Origin of the sequence: Vibrio sp. V01_P9A10T6 (assembly GCF_963877065.1) — a bacterium.
GTDB classification, from domain to species: Bacteria; Pseudomonadota; Gammaproteobacteria; order Enterobacterales; family Vibrionaceae; genus Vibrio; species Vibrio anguillarum.
The window spans coordinates 1-20,812 of the sequence record NZ_CAWNTB010000177.1 but is presented as its reverse complement, the minus strand read 5'-3'; the positions used below and the strand labels follow the sequence as shown (position 1 = coordinate 20,812).

At 44.7% G+C, this 20,812-nt stretch carries 19 protein-coding genes; all 19 read left to right on the top strand.

From position 1 onward, the window contains the following. The first annotated feature begins 178 nt into the window (after window positions 1-178). Window positions 179-583 (top strand): response regulator, encoded by a 405-nt coding sequence (locus AACQ21_RS13105; protein WP_105976866.1) that lies wholly within the window; start codon window positions 179-181, stop codon window positions 581-583. A gap of 123 nt (window positions 584-706) precedes the next feature. Further along, a complete protein-coding gene (locus AACQ21_RS13100) occupies window positions 707-2,245 on the top strand; it encodes an EAL domain-containing protein (RefSeq protein ID WP_105976865.1) in 1,539 nt (512 codons plus the stop codon). Between the two features lie 240 nt (window positions 2,246-2,485). Next, a complete protein-coding gene (locus tag AACQ21_RS13095; RefSeq protein ID WP_017045745.1) occupies window positions 2,486-2,953 on the top strand; it encodes a DUF2919 domain-containing protein in 468 nt (155 codons plus the stop codon). 66 nt (window positions 2,954-3,019) lie between these two features. Beyond that, window positions 3,020-3,922, top strand: a complete 903-nt coding sequence (locus tag AACQ21_RS13090; protein WP_017048866.1) for a Dyp-type peroxidase — start codon at window positions 3,020-3,022, stop codon at window positions 3,920-3,922. Between the two features lie 125 nt (window positions 3,923-4,047). After that, window positions 4,048-5,181, top strand: coding sequence for a flagellin (locus tag AACQ21_RS13085; protein WP_105976864.1), 1,134 nt, complete (start codon window positions 4,048-4,050; stop codon window positions 5,179-5,181). 243 nt (window positions 5,182-5,424) lie between these two features. Then, entirely contained in the window at window positions 5,425-6,558 is a 1,134-nt protein-coding gene (locus tag AACQ21_RS13080) for a flagellin (RefSeq protein WP_013856299.1), read from the top strand. Window positions 6,559-6,834: 276 nt separating this feature from the next. Beyond that, window positions 6,835-7,965: a flagellin gene (locus AACQ21_RS13075; RefSeq protein ID WP_105976863.1), complete on the top strand. Its 1,131-nt coding sequence runs from the start codon at window positions 6,835-6,837 to the stop codon at window positions 7,963-7,965. 74 nt (window positions 7,966-8,039) lie between these two features. Then, window positions 8,040-8,468, top strand: coding sequence for a flagellar protein FlaG (gene flaG / locus AACQ21_RS13070; RefSeq protein ID WP_013856302.1), 429 nt, complete (start codon window positions 8,040-8,042; stop codon window positions 8,466-8,468). Between the two features lie 22 nt (window positions 8,469-8,490). Next, a complete protein-coding gene (fliD, locus tag AACQ21_RS13065; RefSeq protein ID WP_105976862.1) occupies window positions 8,491-10,473 on the top strand; it encodes a flagellar filament capping protein FliD in 1,983 nt (660 codons plus the stop codon). Between the two features lies 1 nt (window position 10,474). Further along, window positions 10,475-10,780 (top strand): flagellar protein FliT, encoded by a 306-nt coding sequence (locus AACQ21_RS13060; protein ID WP_013856304.1) that lies wholly within the window; start codon window positions 10,475-10,477, stop codon window positions 10,778-10,780. Between the two features lie 10 nt (window positions 10,781-10,790). After that, window positions 10,791-11,201, top strand: coding sequence for a flagellar export chaperone FliS (gene fliS / locus AACQ21_RS13055; protein WP_010318718.1), 411 nt, complete (start codon window positions 10,791-10,793; stop codon window positions 11,199-11,201). A 248-nt stretch (window positions 11,202-11,449) separates the two neighbouring features. Further along, complete coding sequence (locus AACQ21_RS13050; protein WP_017045739.1) at window positions 11,450-12,916, top strand: sigma-54 dependent transcriptional regulator; 1,467 nt, start codon at window positions 11,450-11,452, stop codon at window positions 12,914-12,916. 129 nt (window positions 12,917-13,045) lie between these two features. Beyond that, window positions 13,046-14,104 carry a sensor histidine kinase gene (locus AACQ21_RS13045; RefSeq protein ID WP_105976861.1) on the top strand — a complete coding sequence of 353 codons (1,059 nt, stop codon included), beginning with the start codon at window positions 13,046-13,048 and terminating at the stop codon, window positions 14,102-14,104. Next, window positions 14,104-15,513, top strand: a complete 1,410-nt coding sequence (locus tag AACQ21_RS13040) for a sigma-54-dependent transcriptional regulator (RefSeq protein WP_026028065.1) — start codon at window positions 14,104-14,106, stop codon at window positions 15,511-15,513. The genes AACQ21_RS13045 and AACQ21_RS13040 overlap by 1 nt, the downstream gene beginning before the upstream one ends. Before the next feature lie 84 nt (window positions 15,514-15,597). Beyond that, window positions 15,598-15,909: a flagellar hook-basal body complex protein FliE gene (gene fliE, locus AACQ21_RS13035; protein WP_094164287.1), complete on the top strand. Its 312-nt coding sequence runs from the start codon at window positions 15,598-15,600 to the stop codon at window positions 15,907-15,909. A 14-nt stretch (window positions 15,910-15,923) separates the two neighbouring features. Beyond that, window positions 15,924-17,666, top strand: a complete 1,743-nt coding sequence (gene fliF, locus AACQ21_RS13030; protein WP_013856309.1) for a flagellar basal-body MS-ring/collar protein FliF — start codon at window positions 15,924-15,926, stop codon at window positions 17,664-17,666. Then, on the top strand, window positions 17,659-18,708 hold the full coding sequence (fliG, locus tag AACQ21_RS13025) for a flagellar motor switch protein FliG (protein WP_013856310.1): 1,050 nt from the start codon (window positions 17,659-17,661) through the stop codon (window positions 18,706-18,708). The genes fliF and fliG overlap by 8 nt, the downstream gene beginning before the upstream one ends. Before the next feature lie 30 nt (window positions 18,709-18,738). Further along, window positions 18,739-19,542, top strand: a complete 804-nt coding sequence (gene fliH / locus AACQ21_RS13020) for a flagellar assembly protein FliH (protein WP_013856311.1) — start codon at window positions 18,739-18,741, stop codon at window positions 19,540-19,542. Next, on the top strand, window positions 19,542-20,812 hold a 1,271-nt coding region (fliI, locus tag AACQ21_RS13015), incomplete at its 3' end, for a flagellar protein export ATPase FliI (RefSeq protein WP_105976860.1). The genes fliH and fliI, both read left to right, overlap by 1 nt.

The window sequence follows — 20,812 nt, the reverse complement described above, 5'->3', positions numbered from 1 at the left end:
TGAATGATTTGGTTGATAACACTATGTCAATGTCGATTGTTCCATCCATAAGACGTAATTACGCGACTTTGGCTCTAGACATTGTTATTTATTAAGAAAAAAAGTGTCAAGCGTATGAAAAATAATTCTTTTTTCTTTTATGACACAGTGTGGCCGTTAACTATCGTTGAGAATAAAGATGAACATTTTAGTTGTTAGTGAATATCCTATCATCAGAGAGTTACTGCGTTCTGCGCTCAAACCATTAAACCATATCACCCATATTCAACTTTCCGGTGGAAATGACCTAAATGTGATAAAACAAAGAGTGGATACAGGCAGTCATGACCTTGTTATTTATGATTTGGATTCTGTAAAAAAAGATCCGACAAGCATCATTATATCTATGTTAGATGCTATTAACGATAAGCAACTGGTTAAGTATGGTTTGTCGTCATTAATTTTATTATCCAATGAAGCTCAGATTGGGCAATTTAAGGATGATCTTAATTTTTGTGAGCATTTTGTGATCACCAAACCTTTTACTTTTAAGAATGTTCAACAGATTGTGAAAAATATAGGTTTTTTCCCTAATCTAAATTGAGGAGAAATCGGCCTGAAGTACACTATTTTCTAACAACACATGGAGTTTTAGTTGCAGTCAATATTACCATTTGTTTATTCATAGAAAGAGATAAGTCATGCATCAAGATATATGGGGAAAGTAATGAGTACAAAAGGCCAGCTAAAGTCGGTCCATTTTATTTTTTTGACAGTGATCCCCTGCTTTCTTATCTTACAGTTATCTCACTATTATTTTTTCCATTCCCTACAAGATAAATCAAAAGAGCACGCTGTAAATGCGGCATCAAACATTGATTCTATTCTCTATCACGCTAAAGAAGCGAATAAGAAAACACTTTCTCTCGTCAGTCATAATGAGAGTTGTGATGAAATTATCGTAGAATTAAGAAAAATTGTAGCGACGAGCCCTTTTGTAAGAACGACAAATTTAGCTCATGATGGAGTGATATATTGTACATCTCTTTGGGGAGAACGATCATTTATTGATAACCCGCAGACTTATATCTCAGGTGAGCTCTTATTAATGTCAGGCAGTCAAGTAGACTTGCAGCATCCACTAATTGTCGTTCGTAATGTGGAAAATGATAATGTGTCACTTAGCGGTATTGACGGATTACACATCCAACAAGCGTTACTTCAATCTTCTGCTCATGCTTTATCTCTATTTTTACAGTTGGGGGAGTTTTGGTTAGGTGAGGACGGTGTAATGTATCCAACTGATCCAACGCTTGCACTGACTGCTGTTCAACAGATTAAATCAGAACGTTTCCCATTTACAATTTATGCAGGATTTGGTTACCCATCATCCTGGTCTGCATTTTGGAATGAGAGAAAGTTCTATATTTTCTTGATTGTATTTATGCAGGTGTCATTTTCGATTTGTTATTGGTGGCTTATTAACCGCCCAAAAACGTTAGATTCGGAACTTCAGCGTGCAATTCGTCAAGAAGAATTTGTACCCTATGCTCAACCGATTGTTAATGCCTCAACCAATGAAATTATGGGTATAGAAATCTTGATAAGGTGGGTTCACCCTATTCAAGGTGTGGTTCGTCCGGATCTTTTTATTCCTCAAGCTGAAGAGTCTGGGCTGATTATTCCAATGACAAGATTGCTCATTAACGAAACCGCTAAGCAGTTGAATAATTATAAGGACTCCTTACCTCATCCGTTTCATGTAGGGATAAATATTTCGCCTCAACATTGCAATGGTCAAGATCTTTTTAACCAATGTAAGGCTTTTGTTGAGTATATCGATACAGAGAAAGTAGTGCTTGTTTTAGAGCTTACTGAACGAGAGGTTCTTGAGTTTTCGGATGCAACAGATGTACTTTTCAGTAACATAAAACGTTTGGGCTGTAAGATAGCGATTGATGACTTCGGAACTGGCCATTCCAGTCTGATAAACTTACAAAAAATCGAACTGGACTACTTAAAAATTGATCAAATATTCATTAAAAACATAGGAAAGGATCCTATTGCTGAACACTTGGTTGAAAATACGATTGAACTTGCTAAGCGTTTATCAATTGATCTTGTTGCTGAGGGTGTTGAGCTGGCTGAGCAAGCTGAATATCTAAAAAATCATAATGTTAACTATTTGCAAGGTTTTTTATTCGCAAAACCTGTGCCTCTATCGGAATTCTTACAGGCGTATCAAGACCAATGTCATGCTAAATAATTACGATAGTTTTTAAACTAGCGACCTGATTTGGTGGTGATATCTGACTTCCCATCCATATCACTGTTTAGTAGACCTGTGTAACGTTTATTGAAAATCTTTGAGGATTATCCTGCCTACCTGCAATTCCGAGTCGTTTGTGTGCATTCAAGTTAGAAACTGGCCAAGAGCAAAAGATCTGGCTAGCTATTTGAAATCGATTCGCTAAAGTAAAAACGTTTTTTTAAAAGAGCGAAGGTATTGATGCGTTATGCGTTAGAGCGATACGACCAACATGGTTTTCTTAAAGCCCCTAAACTTATCTGGCTTGGTTGGTTATTTTTGGCAAAAGCTTGGATTGTTTTCGTGGTGGCAGGAGCAAGCCGAGATAATGGCACGACGATTTTAACCATTGTTTACCCAGACCATTCGATGCTTTATTTGGGGTTGATTATGGGGTTGCCAAGTATCATTCTGATGTGGCTTATCAGCTTACGTGCTCCTGAACGATCGTGGCTAAACCGCATCGTCAGCATGGGAAAACCGCTGACGTTACTTATGGTTATCTTGCAATTTATGCAAACGCTTTATCATATCTATTTAGAGCACGGCGTTTTTAATTGGGCCAATGCAAGCACACTGTTGGTGCTGTTATGGTTTGGCCTATATCTACTGAAGAGTAAAAGTGTGCGTGATTGTTTTTCTATCCCGCTCATAGACAAGGCGTGATCCCAATCAAGGTCGCCCCAAAAAACTGAATTACACTGAGCAAAAATAAGTAAGTGAGGATATTTTATGACACAACCTCAAACCGCGATTCTGCCTGAAGCAGGTCCGTTTGCACTATTTAGCCTTTTAAAAGTAAAGCAAAATCCGGCGCATGTTTTAGCGCAATTAAAAGCATTGCCCGCTTTAGTCAATGAGATAAATCAACATCAACCCGGCGCTGAATTAACCGTGTCGGTCGCGTTTACTCGCACCTTTTGGCAGCGTTTAAATCAAAGCATACCACAAGAGCTGATTGATTTTCCTGAGCTTGGTAAAGGCGAAACCATAGCACCAAGTACCGAGGTGGATGTGTTGATTCACTGCCATTCTCAGCGTCATGACTTGCTGTTTTATGTGTTGCGTAAATGGATGGAACCCGTGGCAGAGTTGGTTGAAATGGTGGATGAAACCTACTCATTTCGTTACTTAGATGCGCGAGATATGACGGACTTTATCGATGGCACTGAAAACCCTAAAGCCGAAAAACGTCAAGAAGTGGCACTGATTGCTGATGGTGAATTTGCTGGCGGCAGCTATGTGATGTTGCAGCGTTTTGTGCATAACCTTCCAGCTTGGAATCGCTTAAATGTGGCGGCGCAAGAAAAAGTGATTGGGCGCACTAAGCCTGATTCGATTGAGCTTGATAATGTACCTGCAGCGTCTCACGTTGGCCGTGTCGATATAAAAGAAGAGGGGAAAGGGCTGAAAATTGTTCGTCATAGCTTACCTTACGGTACGGTGAGTGGTGAGCACGGTTTACTATTCATTGCTTATTGCCATACGCTGCATAACTTTAAAGTGATGTTGGAAAGTATGTATGGTGTGGCGGATGGTAAAACAGACCAACTGCTGCGCTTTACCAAAGCCGTAACGGGTGCGTACTTTTTTGCCCCTTCAGCTGAGATGCTGCAACATCTTGAACTAAAGTAAGTTTCAATACTGACCTACTATCGGACCGAGCCTTGTGCTCGGTTTTTCTTTTTTAAGCATTTTATGTAAAGAAAAGCGTCTACTGTCCGATAAAGAGATCATTCATTCTATGGCATGGGTCTGTTATGGCAATTACCGTTAATACCAATGTTCCCGCTTTGATTGCGCAGCGTCACTTAGGTTCAGCAAGCGAAATGTTGAATCAATCTTTGGAGCGTCTTGCTTCCGGGAAGCGTATTAATAGTGCCAAAGATGATGCTGCGGGTTTACAAATTTCGAATCGTCTTGAGTCGCAAATGAGTGGCTTAGATGTCGCTGTACGCAATGCTAATGATGGCATTTCAATCATGCAGACTGCTGAAGGTGCAATGCAAGAGACAACCAGCCTGCTTCAGCGTATGCGAGATCTCTCTTTGCAGTCGGCGAATGGCGCGAACAGTAAAGCGGATAGGCAAGCTTTACAGGAAGAAATGAGCGCCTTGAACGATGAATTAAACCGAATTGCTGAAACCACCTCTTTTGGTGGTCGTAAGTTACTGAATGGTTCGTTTGGTCAATCCTCATTTCAGATAGGGGCGAGCTCTGGTGAAGCAGTGCAAGTTTCGTTAAAAAATATGCGTTCAGACAGTTTGGATATGGGGGGCTTTAGCTATGTTGCGGCAGGCATGGCGGATAGTCAGTGGCGGGTGACACAAGATAACCGGCAGCTCACCATGAGCTATACCGATGCCAAGGGAAAACAGCACAACATTCAAATCCAAGCAAAAGTAGGGGACGATATTGAAGAGTTGGCAACCTACATCAATGGGCAAACCGATAAAGTATCGGCGTCAGTCAACGACAAAGGACAGCTACAGCTGTTCATGGCGGGTAAAGAAACCTCTGGGACTATTGATTTTAAAGGTAGCTTAGCCAATCAGTTGCAAATGAATGTGACGGGATATGAAGCAGTAGACACTCTTGATATTACCGAAGTCGGTGGTGCGCAGCGGGCGGTTGCCGTCATTGATACCGCAATGCAGTACGTTGATAGCCATCGCTCTGAGTTAGGCGCGTTGCAAAACCGTTTTAACCACGCCATCAACAACCTCGACAACGTACATGAAAACCTCGCTTCTTCAAACAGTCGAATTAAAGATACTGACTATGCGAAAGAGACCACCCAAATGGTAAAACAGCAAATCCTACAACAAGTCAGTACCTCTATTCTTGCGCAAGCCAAAAAACAGCCAAACCTAGCATTGGCCTTACTTCGCTAGCGATAAAAATCAACAATTATCGACCTTTATCAACAACTCTTTAGCGAAATTATTACCTTTTTGATGGGTTTTTGACCTCTTGTCCTGTTTTTTACACTAAACACATTTTTTTTAAGAAAATTGAAAAAAAATCCTCAAGCTTTGGAAAGTACCGCCGTTATAAAAAGTAACTTTGAGAGAACTATTTGGTTTTCCGAGACGTCGGAAACCGGAAACATCGGAAAATCAATTGGAGTAATCACCATGGCAGTTAATGTAAATACCAACGTATCAGCGATGACAGCACAGCGTTACCTAAACGGCGCTAGCAATGCACAACAAACATCAATGGAACGCCTATCTTCTGGCTTTAAAATCAACAGCGCAAAAGATGATGCGGCAGGCCTACAAATCTCTAACCGTTTGAATGTTCAGAGCCGCGGTCTTGACGTAGCAGTACGTAATGCGAATGACGGTATTTCTATTGCACAAACCGCTGAGGGTGCGATGAATGAAACGACCAACATTTTGCAACGTATGCGTGACTTGTCACTGCAATCAGCTAACGGTTCAAACTCAAAAGCAGACCGTGTAGCGATTCAAGAAGAAGTCACCGCTCTGAATGACGAGTTAAACCGTATCGCAGAAACCACATCATTTGGTGGTAACAAATTACTTAACGGTACTTTTGAAACTAAGTCATTCCAAATCGGTGCGGATAACGGTGAAGCCGTCATGCTTAGCCTAAACAACATGCGTAGTGACAATGCTATGATGGGCGGCACAAGCTACCAAGCGGCGAACGGCAAAGATAAAGATTGGTCAGTTCAAGCCGGCAGCAACGATCTACAAATCACTCTGAAAGATACTTCAGGTACAGATCAGACTATCAATATCTCAGCTAAAGAAGGCGATGATATTGAAGAGTTGGCGACTTACATCAACGGCCAAACTGATATGGTGAAAGCATCAGTTGATGATGAAGGAAAACTACAAGTCTTCGCTGGCAGTAATAAAGTAGAAGGCCCTGTAACATTCGCAGGCGGTCTTGCTGGTGAGCTCGGCATGCAAGCTGGTCAAGCTGTTACCGTAGATGTCATTGATGTGACCTCTGTGGGTGGCGCTCAAGAATCGGTTGCCATTGTTGATGCTGCACTGCAATTTGTAGATAGCCACCGTGCACAATTAGGTGCATTCCAAAATCGCTTTAGCCATGCAATCAGCAACTTAGATAACATTAACGAAAACGTGAGTGCTTCTAAGAGCCGTATTAAAGATACTGACTTTGCCAAAGAAACAACAGCGCTTACTAAGTCGCAAATTCTTTCTCAAGCATCAAGCTCAGTGCTTGCTCAAGCAAAACAAGCGCCACAAGCGGCACTTAGCTTACTTGGCTAAAAGAGCCCAATAGCTACCCTTAATGAAAATCCAGCCTCGGCTGGATTTTTTGCTTAGTGGCAAAGTGGAAAAAGTGTTAGTCGATGCAGCATTATCTTTCTTATTTTTTGACGCTAATCACATTTCTCATGCTCGCTGCATAAATTTTAAAAAAAGGCTTATTTTTTTCTAAAGGATATAAATCTTTCGCCGTTAAAGGATACGAGAGAAATGAGGTGTACCGACGTGAGGTGAGAGACACGGAAGTACATCAACACAATGCCTAAGGAGATCAATATGGCAATTAATGTAAGCACTAACGTGTCTGCAATGACCGCACAGCGTTATTTAAATAACGCCGCTGATGGTACGCAGAAATCGATGGAGCGTCTGTCATCGGGCTATAAAATCAATAGCGCGCGTGATGATGCAGCGGGTCTACAAATCTCAAACCGTTTAACGTCACAAAGCCGTGGCTTAGATATGGCGGTAAGAAACGCAAATGATGGCATTTCCATTGCACAAACCGCAGAGGGTGCAATGAATGAAACCACCAATATCTTGCAACGTATGCGAGATCTTTCTTTGCAATCAGCAAACGGTTCTAACTCAAGTTCAGAACGCCAAGCGATCCAAGAGGAAGTCTCAGCACTCAATGATGAATTAAACCGTATTGCTGAAACAACCTCGTTTGGTGGTAATAAACTGCTAAATGGTTCGTTTGGTTATAAATCTTTCCAAATTGGTGCCGATTCTGGTGAAGCTGTGATGCTTTCCATGAGCGACATGCGTTCTGACACAAAAGCGATGGGCGGTAAGAGCTATGTCGCGACAAATGGCAAAGCGCCTGACTGGTCAGTCACCAATGCGACGGATCTGACTCTGAGCTATACTGATAAACAAGGAGAAGCTCGCGAAGTCACCATTAACGCTAAAGCGGGTGATGACTTAGAAGAAGTCGCTACTTACATTAATGGTCAAAATGGTGACATCAAAGCTTCAGTCGGTGATGAAGGTAAACTGCAACTGTTTGCCGCCAATCAAAAAGTCTCAAGCGATGTCACTATTGGTGGTGGACTGGGTACTGAAATTGGTTTTGCTGCAGGTAAAGACGTAACCGTCAAAGACATCAATGTCACAACGGTTGGCGGCTCTCAGGAAGCTGTAGCTTTGATTGATGGTGCATTAAAGGCCGTTGATAGCCAACGTGCCTCGTTAGGTGCATTCCAGAACCGTTTCGGTCATGCCATCAGTAACCTTGATAACATCAACGAGAACGTCAACGCTTCTCGTAGTCGAATTAAGGATACTGATTATGCCCGTGAAACAACCCAAATGACGAAGTCGCAGATTTTGCAGCAAGCGAGTACGTCAGTTTTAGCACAGGCGAAGCAGTCACCATCTGCAGCTCTTAGTCTATTGGGTTAACCGATAGGCGAATGGAGCTTTGTGGGGAAAGCAGTGTTTTCACTGCCAACCTATGAGGTGGAAGGGAGATTGTTATGGAAATACCATCCTACACATCGAACATCCAGCCTTACGGCTCGCAAAGTGGCATTAAATTTGCTTCAGAAAACGATGGCGCGACACGCGCTTCCTCGAAACAAAATGAGGTGAATCGTACTGAACAGTTAAGAAATAGGCAAAACCAAAGCGTTGAAGCGGCAATCGAGCTTGCACAGCAACGAGAGCAGATCAACAAATCGGAAAGAGCCAAGATGGTAGAGCAGATGAATGAATTTATCTCATCTATCAACAAAGACTTAGCGTTTAGAGTCGATGAAGAATCAGGACGGGATGTTGTGACGATTTATGAAGCCAGTACTGGTGACATTATTCGTCAGATCCCGAACGAGGAAATGCTAGAGGTTTTGCGACGCCTTGCCAGACAAAAAGACCACAGTACAGGTTTATTGGTTGCTAAGGTGTAATCGTAGTTTTTGAGGTGATTTAATGAGCTTAGGCCCGATGGGTATGAATACTGGCATGGATATCAATTCCTTGGTCAGCAAAATTGTCAATGCAGAGCGCGTTCCTAAGCAGCAACGTATTGATAATGAGCTTGGCCAAATTGATGCCAGTATCAGTGCCTACGGCCGGCTCAAAGAGTCGCTGGATACGATGAAAAATCTTATGACGAATTTTCGTCAGGAGAAGGCTTTCGCTTTGCGAAAAGTCGATACTACTGATGAAAATGTCGTCTCCGCGACAGCCACCACTGACGCAATAGCAGGTAAATATGCTATCGATGTGTTGCAGCTTGCACAGAGCCATAAAGTTGCCTCGGATGTTTTAGATAAAGAGGCAAAGTTTGGTCCTGGTAAGCTGCAGATTTCACTTGGTGATCAGAAGTTTGATGTTGATGTCCAAGCCAATTCAAAATTGATTGATATCGTTCGCGGTATCAACAGCACTAAAACCAATCCCGGAGTTCGTGCTTCGGTAATCAATGATGTTGAAGGACCACGTTTGATTGTGGCCTCTAATCTATCTGGAAAAGATCATGACATTAAAATTAATGCTCAGTCTGATGCCGGAAATCCGCTCAAAAATCTAGAATACAAAACGCTGGAAGAACGCGTTAAAGATTTAGAAAAAGCACGCGCTGCGGCGCAACAAATCATTGCACCACTCACGCCAGCTCAACAAGCTATCGCTGCAAAAGTCGCCGAGAAAATAGGCGCGGCGGCACGCGAAGTTGACCAAAGTATGGCGAGTGGTGTTCAAGAAGTCGCCGGGCAAGTAGTTGCCGACGGTAAAGTCGCCAATGCTGCCGGTGAATTAACCGACGCCGCCGCCGGTGTTGCCGCCAATAAATATCTGAAACCGCAAGATCGTATTCCAGGGTGGACTGAAACCGCCTCTGGCACCTTGCTCGATTCCTACTATGAACCTGATCCAGAGCTTGATGCGACCGCGTTAGAAAAAGCGCCAGATGTGCCCGGTTGGACCAATACTGCTTCTGGTACTTTGGTTGACTCCTATGTCACCCCCAAAGAAGCGCAAGCCAAGCTTGAACAGCAATTAGCAGCTGAAAAAGCCGCGGTTGCGGCGGCGGTGCGTAGTGGTGAACTGACGCCAGAGCAAGCCAAGCAGAAAGAGCGTGAAAAGCTTGACCCGCAAGAGCGTGAGTATTTAGATAAAGTGGACAAAGCAGATGCTGAGCTTAGAGCGGCACAAGCATCGTTTGACGCCTATCAAGGTATGACTCAAGTACAAGCAGGCCAAGATTCTGTGGTGGTTTTGGACGGTGTGGCGACCCTTTCTAGCAACAACAACGTGATTGAAGATGCGATTGAAGGGGTTGATTTGACCCTTAAAGGGCAAACGGCCAAAGGCAAACCACAAGCTGAAATTGGCATTGAATATGACCGCAAAACCGTGCGCGATGATATTGAACAATTTGTCGCGGCGTATAATCAGTTTTATCAGGTCTCTAAAGAACTTGGAGGCGTTGACCCTCGGACTGGCCAAGCTGGGCCACTGGCGGGTGACAGTATTGTGCGCAGTGCAGACTCTCGCCTACGTAGTGTTTTTTCGACTAGAATTGAGCAGGCTCCAGAAGAGATCAAAAGTCTGATTGAGTTTGGTATTACCACCACACGCCAAGGGACACTTGAAATTAACTACGACATGCTAGATCGCCAACTCAATAACAACTTTAATAAGCTAGGTGAGTTCTTTGGTGGAAACCAAGGATTTGCCAAACGGGTTGAAGATGCTATTCAGAGCATGACGGGGGTTACGGGGTCGATTCGCACACGCGAAAAAAGCTTAGTAGAACGCAACTACCGTGTGGCGGACGACCAAGCGGCACTTGATCGCCGCATGGACAGTTTGGAGAAGCGAACGCATTCTAAGTTTTCAGCAATGCAAGACGCGACCAGTAAAATGCAGAACCAATTAGCTGGTATGATGAATGCGTTAGGCGGCTGATATGGAACAGCAACTCGACCTTTTAAGTGATCTAGATCACCAAATAAGAGCAATGCTTGTCATTGATGAAATTAATACTGAAGAAATCAATCATCTTGTCGATAAAAGGGAACGGATATTGCAAAACTTACTGACGCATGCGTCAGAAAATCCACAGTTTGCAATGTCGAGCCAATGGCGAGAGGCTATTGATGAAACTAAACATCTTGTTGAACTGATGCAGTCAAAAACGGTCGAGATCGGTAGAACGCTCCAAAAATACCGACACGGTAATAAATCCGTTCAGCAATACAAAAAGTTTTTATAAGAGGAAGACTATGCGCGGTTCTTTACAGGCATACAAAAAGGTATCAGTGGATAGCCAGCTCAGTGCGGCCTCGCCGCATAAAGTCGTACAAATGTTGATGGCGGGTGCCATTGAACGCCTTATTCAAGCAAAAGCAGCAATGCTACAGGGGAATATTCCAAGTAAGGGTGAACGCCTTGGTAAAGCATTGGATATCATTATTAGCTTACGCAGTTGCTTATCGATGAGTGATGGCGGGGATATTGCAAAAAATTTAGATCAGCTTTATGAATTTATGATCACTCAGATCACCGAAGCTAATCATCAAAATGACCCGCAACCACTGGATGATGTGATCGACATCATTCGAGAAATTAAATCAGCATGGGATCAAATCCCTCCTGAATACCACAATCTGACGGCAAGCGAAGTGGGCATATAAGTTATTTATAAAACTTTAGGCACTTATTTTTTAAAGTTTTAACTGATGTCACACCAGCTCATTGCTTGGTTGCCTTATTTTTTTTATTCCATAGAATAGAAGCCATTACTAGCCTAATGGCTTTTTTTGTTGCTGAATTCCACAAATTGTCTATCGTTTAATCAAGTGATTATAGAAAAACAAAACTGAATAACGATTTTCAGAAGTGCGGCCACAATTTCTCTGATTTAAGGCAAATATTCTCACCTATGCAAGGTTTAGCAAAACTGCTTGTGATAGAAGACGATCCGCAGATCCGTCTCAATCTAAGTAACATTTTAGAATTTGTTGGAGAGCACTGCGAGGCGATCGAGTCATCCCAAATCAAGGATATTGATTGTTCAAGATTGTGGGGGGGCTGCATTATTGGATCGCTAAAAAGTGAGCAGTTAACTGATGAGATAGCTCAGTGGTTGACTAAGGCCAATTATATTCCACTTCTAATGGCAAACAAGCAGCCATATTCATTGGAAGAATTTACTCAATACGTCGGTGAACTTGAGTCACCTCTTAATTACCCTCAACTGAGTGACGCATTACGACATTGCAAAGAATTTTTAGGACGCAAAGGCGTGCAAGTTCCCTCTACATCGCGTAAGAATACCTTATTTCGTAGCCTTGTAGGCCAAAGTCATGGTATCCAAGAAGTTCGCCATTTGATTGAGCAAGTCTCAGGCACAGAAGCCAATGTGTTGATCTTAGGTGAATCTGGAACGGGCAAAGAAGTGGTTGCGCGTAACATCCATTATCATTCTGCACGCCGCAACGGTCCGTTTGTGCCGATTAACTGTGGTGCGATTCCGGCTGATTTACTTGAAAGTGAATTATTTGGTCATGAAAAAGGGGCGTTTACCGGAGCGATAACCGCGCGCAAAGGTCGTTTTGAGCTTGCCGAAGGCGGTACTTTATTTCTCGATGAGATCGGTGATATGCCGATGTCGATGCAGGTAAAGTTGTTGCGTGTGTTACAAGAACGCTGCTTTGAACGTGTGGGCGGTAACACCACCATTAAAGTGAATGTGCGTGTGGTGTCAGCGACTCACCGCAATTTAGAAAACATGATTGATGATGAATCATTTCGTGAAGATCTTTACTATCGACTCAATGTTTTCCCAATTGAAATGCCAGCGCTAAAAGATCGCAAAGACGACATCCCATTGCTGTTACAAGAACTCATGACACGTATGGAAGCGGAAGGTGGACAGCCATTTTGTTTTACCCCGCGAGCAGTCAATTCGTTAATGGAACACAATTGGCCGGGCAATGTTCGTGAGCTAGCGAATTTAGTTGAGCGGATGATCATTCTCTATCCAAATAGTCTCGTCGACGTCAATCATTTACCAACTAAATACCGCTATAGTGATATTCCAGAATTCCAACCAGAGCACAGCTCCTATGGTTCTGTTGAAGACCAAGAACGTGATGTGCTGGCGGGTATTTTCTCTGAAAACTTCAGTTTTGAAGACGTCGAAGAGATGCACGAAAATCTCAACGCACCGCAGTCATTGCCTCCTGAAGGCGTGAATTTGAAAGAGCTATTGGCGGACTTGGAAGTCAATATGATCAACCAAGCCCTTGAAGCTCAAGGCGGAGTGGTAGCGCGTGCCGCTGATATGCTGGGTATGCGCCGTACGACCTTGGTTGAAAAAATGCGTAAATACAATATGCAACGGTGATTCAAAAACAGCATGGGTAAAGTTTAGTCAATATATTGGCAATGGATTAATTCTTTGATTTTAAAGAAAAATAGCCTGGCATGTATTTTGCGTGTTAGGCTATTGTTGTTTTATAGGTAGAATTTCGACATGCAGTCTCCTGACACACCCATTAATCAATCTCACTTAGATTCTGTAGAGGATCAAGTTGAGCGCTATAAACAGGTTCTTGATGTGATGCCTGCTGGCGTCATTTTGCTCGATACTCAAGGCGTAGTCAGAGAAGCTAACCCTGAAGCTCAGCGGTTATTGCAAGTCCCATTGGCGGGTGAAAAATGGTATTCCGTCATTCAAAGTGCTTTTGCGCCGAGAGAAGATGATGGGCATGAAATCTCGCTGCGCAATGGTCGTAAAGTTAGATTAGCCATTTCAGCATCAGCAACAGGCCAATTGATATTAATCACCGATTTAACCGAAACTCGGTTACTTCAATCACGCATCAGTGATTTACAGCGCTTATCCTCACTCGGTCGAATGGTGGCGTCTTTGGCACACCAAGTTCGCACACCGTTATCCAGCGCTATGCTCTATGCCTCAAATTTAGGTGCGTCTAACTTGCCAAACGCTACAAGAGAGCGTTTTCAGTCTAAGCTGATGGATAGGCTTCATGATCTTGAAAAACAAGTCAATGATATGTTGTTGTTTGCCAAAGGTGGTGACAATAAAGTCATTCAGCCGTTTACAGTGACAGACTTGGTCAGCGAATTTGTTCCCATGGTGGAAACGGCATTAAAAAATAGCGCAATTGATTATCATCAGGAAGTGGAACAAGAAGGGACAGTGGTGTTAGGCAATGCAAATGCCATTGCCTCTGCACTGAGTAACTTAGTGATGAACGCAATACAAATTGCGGGTAAGGCGTCGCAAATTGATGTCTTTTTTCGCCCGGTAAATGGTGAGCTGAAAATCTCGGTACAAGACAGTGGCCCGGGAGTCCCTGCTGCGCTGCAAAGTAAAATTATGGAACCGTTTTTTACCACTCGCTCACAAGGAACGGGGTTAGGGTTAGCGGTGGTACAAATGGTCTGCCGCGCCCATGATGGGCGATTGGAATTAATTTCAGAAGAAGGGGAGGGGGCTTGCTTTACTATGTGCATTCCACTCGAGCGTCATGCCCCTTCTTCACCAACAGAGACTGGAGAAGGATGATGGCTCAAAGCAAAGTCTTAATCGTTGAAGATGATGAAGGTCTACGCGAAGCGTTAGTCGATACTTTGGCGCTGGCCGGTTATGAATGGCTGGAAGCTGATTGCGCCGAAGATGCACTGATTAAACTCAAAGCACATCCTGTTGATATTGTTGTCTCTGACGTTCAAATGGCTGGCATGGGTGGCCTTGCACTGCTGCGCAACATCAAACAGCACTGGCCCAATTTACCCGTGTTGTTGATGACGGCGTACGCCAATATTGAAGATGCGGTCTCGGCGATGAAAGAGGGCGCCATTGATTACATGGCAAAACCCTTTGCCCCCGAAGTGCTACTCAACATGGTTAGCCGTTACGCGCCAGTGAAATCGGATGATAATGGTGATGCGGTTGTTGCAGATGAGAAAAGCCTGCGCTTATTGTCACTTGCCGACAAAGTGGCAAAAACCGATGCTAACGTCATGATTTTGGGCCCAAGCGGCTCTGGAAAAGAGGTCATGTCTCGCTACATTCATAACTCATCTCCGCGTAAAGATGGGCCATTTGTGGCGATCAACTGCGCCGCCATTCCAGACAACATGCTCGAAGCCACCTTATTTGGTTATGAAAAAGGGGCATTTACAGGAGCGGTACAAGCTTGTCCGGGCAAATTTGAACAAGCACAAGGTGGGACCATTTTACTCGATGAGATCAGCGAGATGGATCTGAACCTACAAGCAAAACTGCTGCGCGTACTCCAAGAGCGTGAAGTGGAACGCTTGGGGGGGCGTAAAAGCATTAAGCTTGATGTCCGCGTATTAGCGACCAGCAACCGCGACCTAAAGCAGTATGTGCAGGAAGGCAATTTCCGTGATGATTTATATTATCGCCTCAACGTCTTCCCAATCTCATGGCCAGCGCTACGTGACCGCAAAGGGGATATTGAACCGCTTGCTCACCACCTTGTAGAGCGTCACTGCACTAAACTTGGTTTACCTGTGCCTCGTATCGCGCCGCAAGCCATTAACAAGTTGCTTAGTTACGCTTGGCCGGGCAACGTCCGTGAACTTGATAACGTCGTGCAACGCGCGCTGATCTTGAGTGAGCAAGGAGACATTGCAAGTGAACATATCTTGTTGGAAGGGGTTGATTGGCAAGATGCTAGCAGCCTGCAACAAGTCGTAGAGCGCAGCGATATTGCCACACCAGAGATTAAGCCTGTAGCACAAGCCGAAGTGAACAAGCTGTTTAATAACAATGGCGCTGCATTGGGTGATGAGCTGAGAGATCAAGAGTACACCATTATCATGGATACTTTAGTCGAGTGCCAAGGCCGCCGTAAAGAGATGGCTGACAAGCTCGGAATTAGCCCTAGGACACTGCGTTATAAATTAGCAAAAATGCGTGATGCAGGAATTGATATCCCGAATTAACCCCAAAGTGGGTGATGGCATATAAATTGCTGCATCACAGAAAGAAGCAGCACAGCAGTCAAAGATTTGGCGTTAGAGGTAGCAATGAGACTTGATGGTTTAAACAGCGAAATGCAAACAATGATGTTGGAAGCAACCAATGCTCGTCCTGCGGCAACTGGACAAAGTGTGAGTGCTGATTTTGGCGACATGCTTTCCAAAGCCATTAATAACGTGAACAGTTTGCAAAAGACCTCAGGTAATTTACAAACCCGCTTTGATCGGGGAGATGAAAATGTCTCACTATCGGATGTGATGATTGCTCGTAACAAGTCGAGTGTAGCCTTTGAAGCGACGATTCAAGTTCGAAATAAACTTGTCGACGCCTACAAAGAACTCATGAATATGCCCGTATAAATTAGGTAGCCGCCGTGGCAGAAGATAAGCAAACAACCGATCTTACCGTGACCAGTGGTTCTGACCACGCTTTAATGGCGAGCTCAGATCTAGACATGGACACGCAAAACCCAGATCTTGAAGAGAAGAGTTCATCCAAAAGTGATTTTGCGATGGGCGACTTGGACTTGTTGCGCCAGGTGGTGTTAGTCCTCTCTATTTCCATCTGTGTGGCACTGATTGTCATGTTGTTCTTTTGGGTTCGAGAACCTGAAATGCGCCCGCTTGGCGCTTATGAAACCGAAGAACTTATTCCTGTCCTCGATTATCTTGATCAGCAGAAACTGACCTATAAATTAGATGGTAATACTATCTTAGTGCCATCCAGTGAATACAACAGCTTAAAACTCAACCTCGTCCGTGCAGGGTTAAATCAAAACAAGCAAGCGGGCGATGAAATCTTGATGCAAGACATGGGCTTTGGTGTTTCTCAGCGCCTTGAGCAAGAGCGCCTTAAACTTAGCCGTGAACGTCAGCTTGCCAAAGCGATTGAAGAGATGAAGCTCGTCAACAAAGCTCGTGTGTTATTGGCACTGCCTAAGCAAAGCGTATTTGTTCGTCATAACCAAGATGCTTCGGCCTCCGTATTTCTTACCTTGCGAACTGGCGCTAACCTCAAACAAGAAGAGGTCGACTCTATTGTCGATATGGTCGCCAGTGCTGTCCCAGGGATGAAACCCAATCGAATTACCGTGACTGATCAACATGGTCGGCTGCTCAGCTCAGGCTCTCAAGATCCTGTGTCGTCAGCCCGTCGTAAAGAACAAGAACTTGAACGCAAGCAAGAAGAGGCGCTGCGTGACAAAATTGATTCGGTATTAATCCCAATTCTAGGCTTTGGTAATTACACCGCCCAAGTGGATATCCAACTGGATTTCAGTGCCATTGAACAAACGCGTAAACGCTTTGACCCGAATACGCCAGCGACACGCAGCGAATATACGCTTGAAGACTATAACAACGGCAATGTGGTGGCTGGCGTTCCAGGTGCATTAAGTAATCAGCCACCTGCGGATGCTTCTATCCCACAAGACGTTGCGCAGATGAAAGATGGCTCGGTACTTGGGCAAGGTTCTGTGCACAAAGAAGCCACGCGCAATTTTGAACTCGATACCACCATCAGTCATGAACGTAAACAATCGGGTGTGGTGAATCGTCAGACCGTTGCGGTGGCGATTAAAAACCGACCATCGGTTAACCCAGAGACTGGCGAAGTCACCTATACTCCCTTGAGCGAAAGTGAAATTAGCGCCGTGCGACAAGTATTGATTGGGACGGTTGGCTTTGATGAAAACCGTGGCGATTTGTTGAATGTCTTGAGCATGCAATTTGCCGTGCCTGAAGTTGAATCAATGGTTGATGTCCCTATTTGGGAGCATCCAAACTTCAACGATTGGGTACGCTGGTTTGCTAGTGCCTTGGTTATTGTGGTTGTGGTGCTGGTGCTGGTTCGCCCTGCGCTGAAAAAACTGCTCAACCCTGCTGCGGATGATGATGACCCAATGTACGGACCTGATGGTTTACCGATTGGTGCTGATGGTGAAACCAGTTTAATTGGCAGTGGTATTGATGGCGGTGATCTCTTTGAGTTTGGTTCCGGTATTGATTTGCCAAACTTACACAAGGATGAGGATGTACTGAAAGCGGTGCGTGCTCTAGTGGCCAATGAGCCTGAACTTGCGGCTCAAGTAGTGAAGAATTGGATGCAAAATGCCTGATAATAAAAATAAGAGTGGAACAGAAGTGACAGAATCATCGGTTGATATTTCAACAATTTCTGGTGATGAAAAAGCGGCTATTTTGTTGTTGAGCTTAAACGAAGAGGACGCCGCTGGCATCATCCGCCATCTTGAACCTAAGCAGGTACAACGAGTCGGTAGCGCGATGGCGAAAGCGAAAGAGCTTAGCCAAGAGAAAGTCGGCGCGGTGCATCGTGCTTTCCTCGAAGATATTCAGAAATACACCAATATCGGTATGGGCAGCGAAGACTTTATGCGTAACGCGCTTATCGCTGCATTAGGTGCCGATAAAGCCAATAACTTGGTCGATCAAATTTTGCTTGGCACGGGTTCAAAAGGGTTGGATTCATTGAAATGGATGGACCCACGACAAGTGGCGAGCATCATTGTTAATGAACACCCACAAATCCAAACCATTGTTTTATCGTATTTAGAACCGGATCAATCGGCTGAAATTTTGGCGCAGTTTGCTGAACGTGACCGTTTAGACTTATTGATGCGCATTGCCAACCTTGAAGAAGTACAACCTTCGGCATTGGCTGAGTTGAATGAAATCATGGAGAAACAATTTGCCGGTCAAGCGGGCGCGCAAGCGGCGAAAATTGGTGGCTTGAAAGCCGCGGCTGATATCATGAACTACCTCGATAACAATATCGAAGGCATCCTCATGGATCAGATGCGTGAGCAAGATGAAGACATGGCAACGCAGATCCAAGATCTGATGTTCGTGTTCGAAAACTTAGTAGAAGTGGACGACCAAGGCATTCAAAAATTGCTGCGTGATGTACCGCAAGATGTACTGCAAAAAGCACTTAAAGGTGCTGATGACGCATTGCGCGAGAAGATCTTCAAAAACATGTCAAAACGTGCAGCTGAGATGATGAAAGATGATCTGGAAGCCATGCCTCCGATTAAAGTATCAGATGTCGAAGCGGCGCAAAAAGAGATTCTGGCGATTGCACGTCGTATGGCCGACAGTGGCGAAATTATGCTGTCTGGCGGTGCAGACGAATTCTTATAATCTAACCCTGACTCAACAATAGGTAGCATTATGTCTGGAGAAAGAAAACGCGGCTTTTTACGTTTAGATGCAGACGCTAATATTGAACAAGCCAAAAAGTGGGGGTTGCCGGACTACGGCGCAGAGATCAATAAAAAAGCCAAAGAAACGGCAATGAACTACGACCCCGGTTGGATGCCAAGTTTTGATGAGCCAGTGGTCGAAGAGCCGCTGCAACTCAGCGAAGAAGAGATTGGCCAGATCAAACAAGGGGCTTATCAAGAAGGTTTGCACCAAGGCCAAGAAGCCGGATTCAAACAAGGTTATGAAAAAGGCAAAGAAGAAGGGCTGATTGCAGGACACCAAGAAGGTGTTGAGCAAGGCAAAACCGAGGGTGTTGCTGAAGGGCAAACCCTCATCCAGCAGCAGGTTGATATTTTCGTTGGTCTTGCCAATCAATTTGCTCAACCGCTAGAGTTGATGAATGCCCAAGTCGAAAAACAGCTGGTCGATATGGTTTTAACCTTGGTCAAAGAAGTCGTTCACGTTGAGGTACAAACCAATCCGCAAGTGATCTTAGATACCGTCAAATCGTCGGTTGAATCCCTGCCTGTATCCGGTCATGCCATCACATTAAAACTCCATCCAGAAGATGTTGAAGTGATTCATTCTGCTTATGGCGAAAAAGAGCTGGATTTCCGAAACTGGACATTAGTTAAAGAGCCGGCATTAAATCGCGGTGACGTCCAGATTGAAGCAGGTGAATCGAGTGTGAATTATCGAATGGAAGATCGTATTCGTAGCGTGTTGAAAAGTTTTTGTGGCACCAATCGTCACCAACAAGGTGATCAATAGTGTTGTCTCTTGCCGATCGCCTTAGTCAATATAAAACCGAAGGGTTAACCTGCCGCCCAATGGCATCGGGCAAACTGGTCCGTGTGGTTGGTTTAACCCTTGAGGCTACCGGTTGTAAAGCTCCTATTGGTAGCTTATGTAAAGTAGAAACCATGTCAGGAGAAATGGAAGCGGAAGTGGTTGGCTTTTCTGGCGATAACCTCTATCTGATGCCCAGCGAACAGATAACAGGCGTACTGCCCGGAGCTAAAGTTACCCCAATGACAGGGGATGCTGGCCTACCAGTCGGGATGGAGCTGCTTGGACGGGTGATTGATGGTGTCGGTAATCCACTCGATGGGCTGGGGCCTATTTATACCGAAAAGCGCGCATCGTTTAATGCTGACCCCATCAATCCATTAGCTCGCAAACCCATAACAGAACCTCTGGACGTTGGCCTAAAAGCGATCAACGGTTTACTGACGGTGGGTAAAGGGCAGCGGATTGGTTTATTTGCCGGTTCTGGTGTCGGTAAGTCGGTAACGCTTGGCATGATGACTCGTGGCACAACCGCTCAAGTGGTGGTGGTGGGGCTGATTGGTGAACGTGGCCGCGAAGTAAAAGAGTTTATAGAAGAGATTTTAGGCGTTGATGGACGTCAACGTTCAGTTGTAGTAGCCGCGCCTGCGGACTCCTCACCGCTGATGCGTTTAAAAGGCTGTCAAACCGCGTTAGCGATTGCGGAATACTTTCGTGATCAAGGGTTAGATGTATTGCTACTCATGGACTCGTTGACTCGTTTTGCCCAAGCGCAACGTGAAATTGCGTTATCTGTGGGTGAGCCGCCAGCCACAAAAGGTTATCCGCCATCGGTGTTTGCTAAACTGCCCGCCTTGGTTGAACGAGCGGGAAATGGCGGTCCTCACCAAGGATCGATTACCGCTTTCTTTACCGTGCTCACCGAAGGGGATGATCTACAAGACCCGATCGCTGATGCATCGCGAGCCATTCTTGATGGTCACATTGTTTTATCACGTGAAATGGCCGATGCCGGACATTACCCAGCGATTGATGTAGAGAAATCGGTCAGCCGTGTTATGCCACAAATCACCACCGATGAACATCTGTTGATGTCGAAAGCGGTGCGTCAAATACTCTCCATCTGCCGGAAAAATCAAGATCTCGTCTCTATCGGTGCTTACAAGCCGGGGACGGACCCTGCGATTGACAGTGCATTTACGCTAAAACCTAGACTGGATGAATATTTGCAGCAAGGGATGAAGGATTCGGT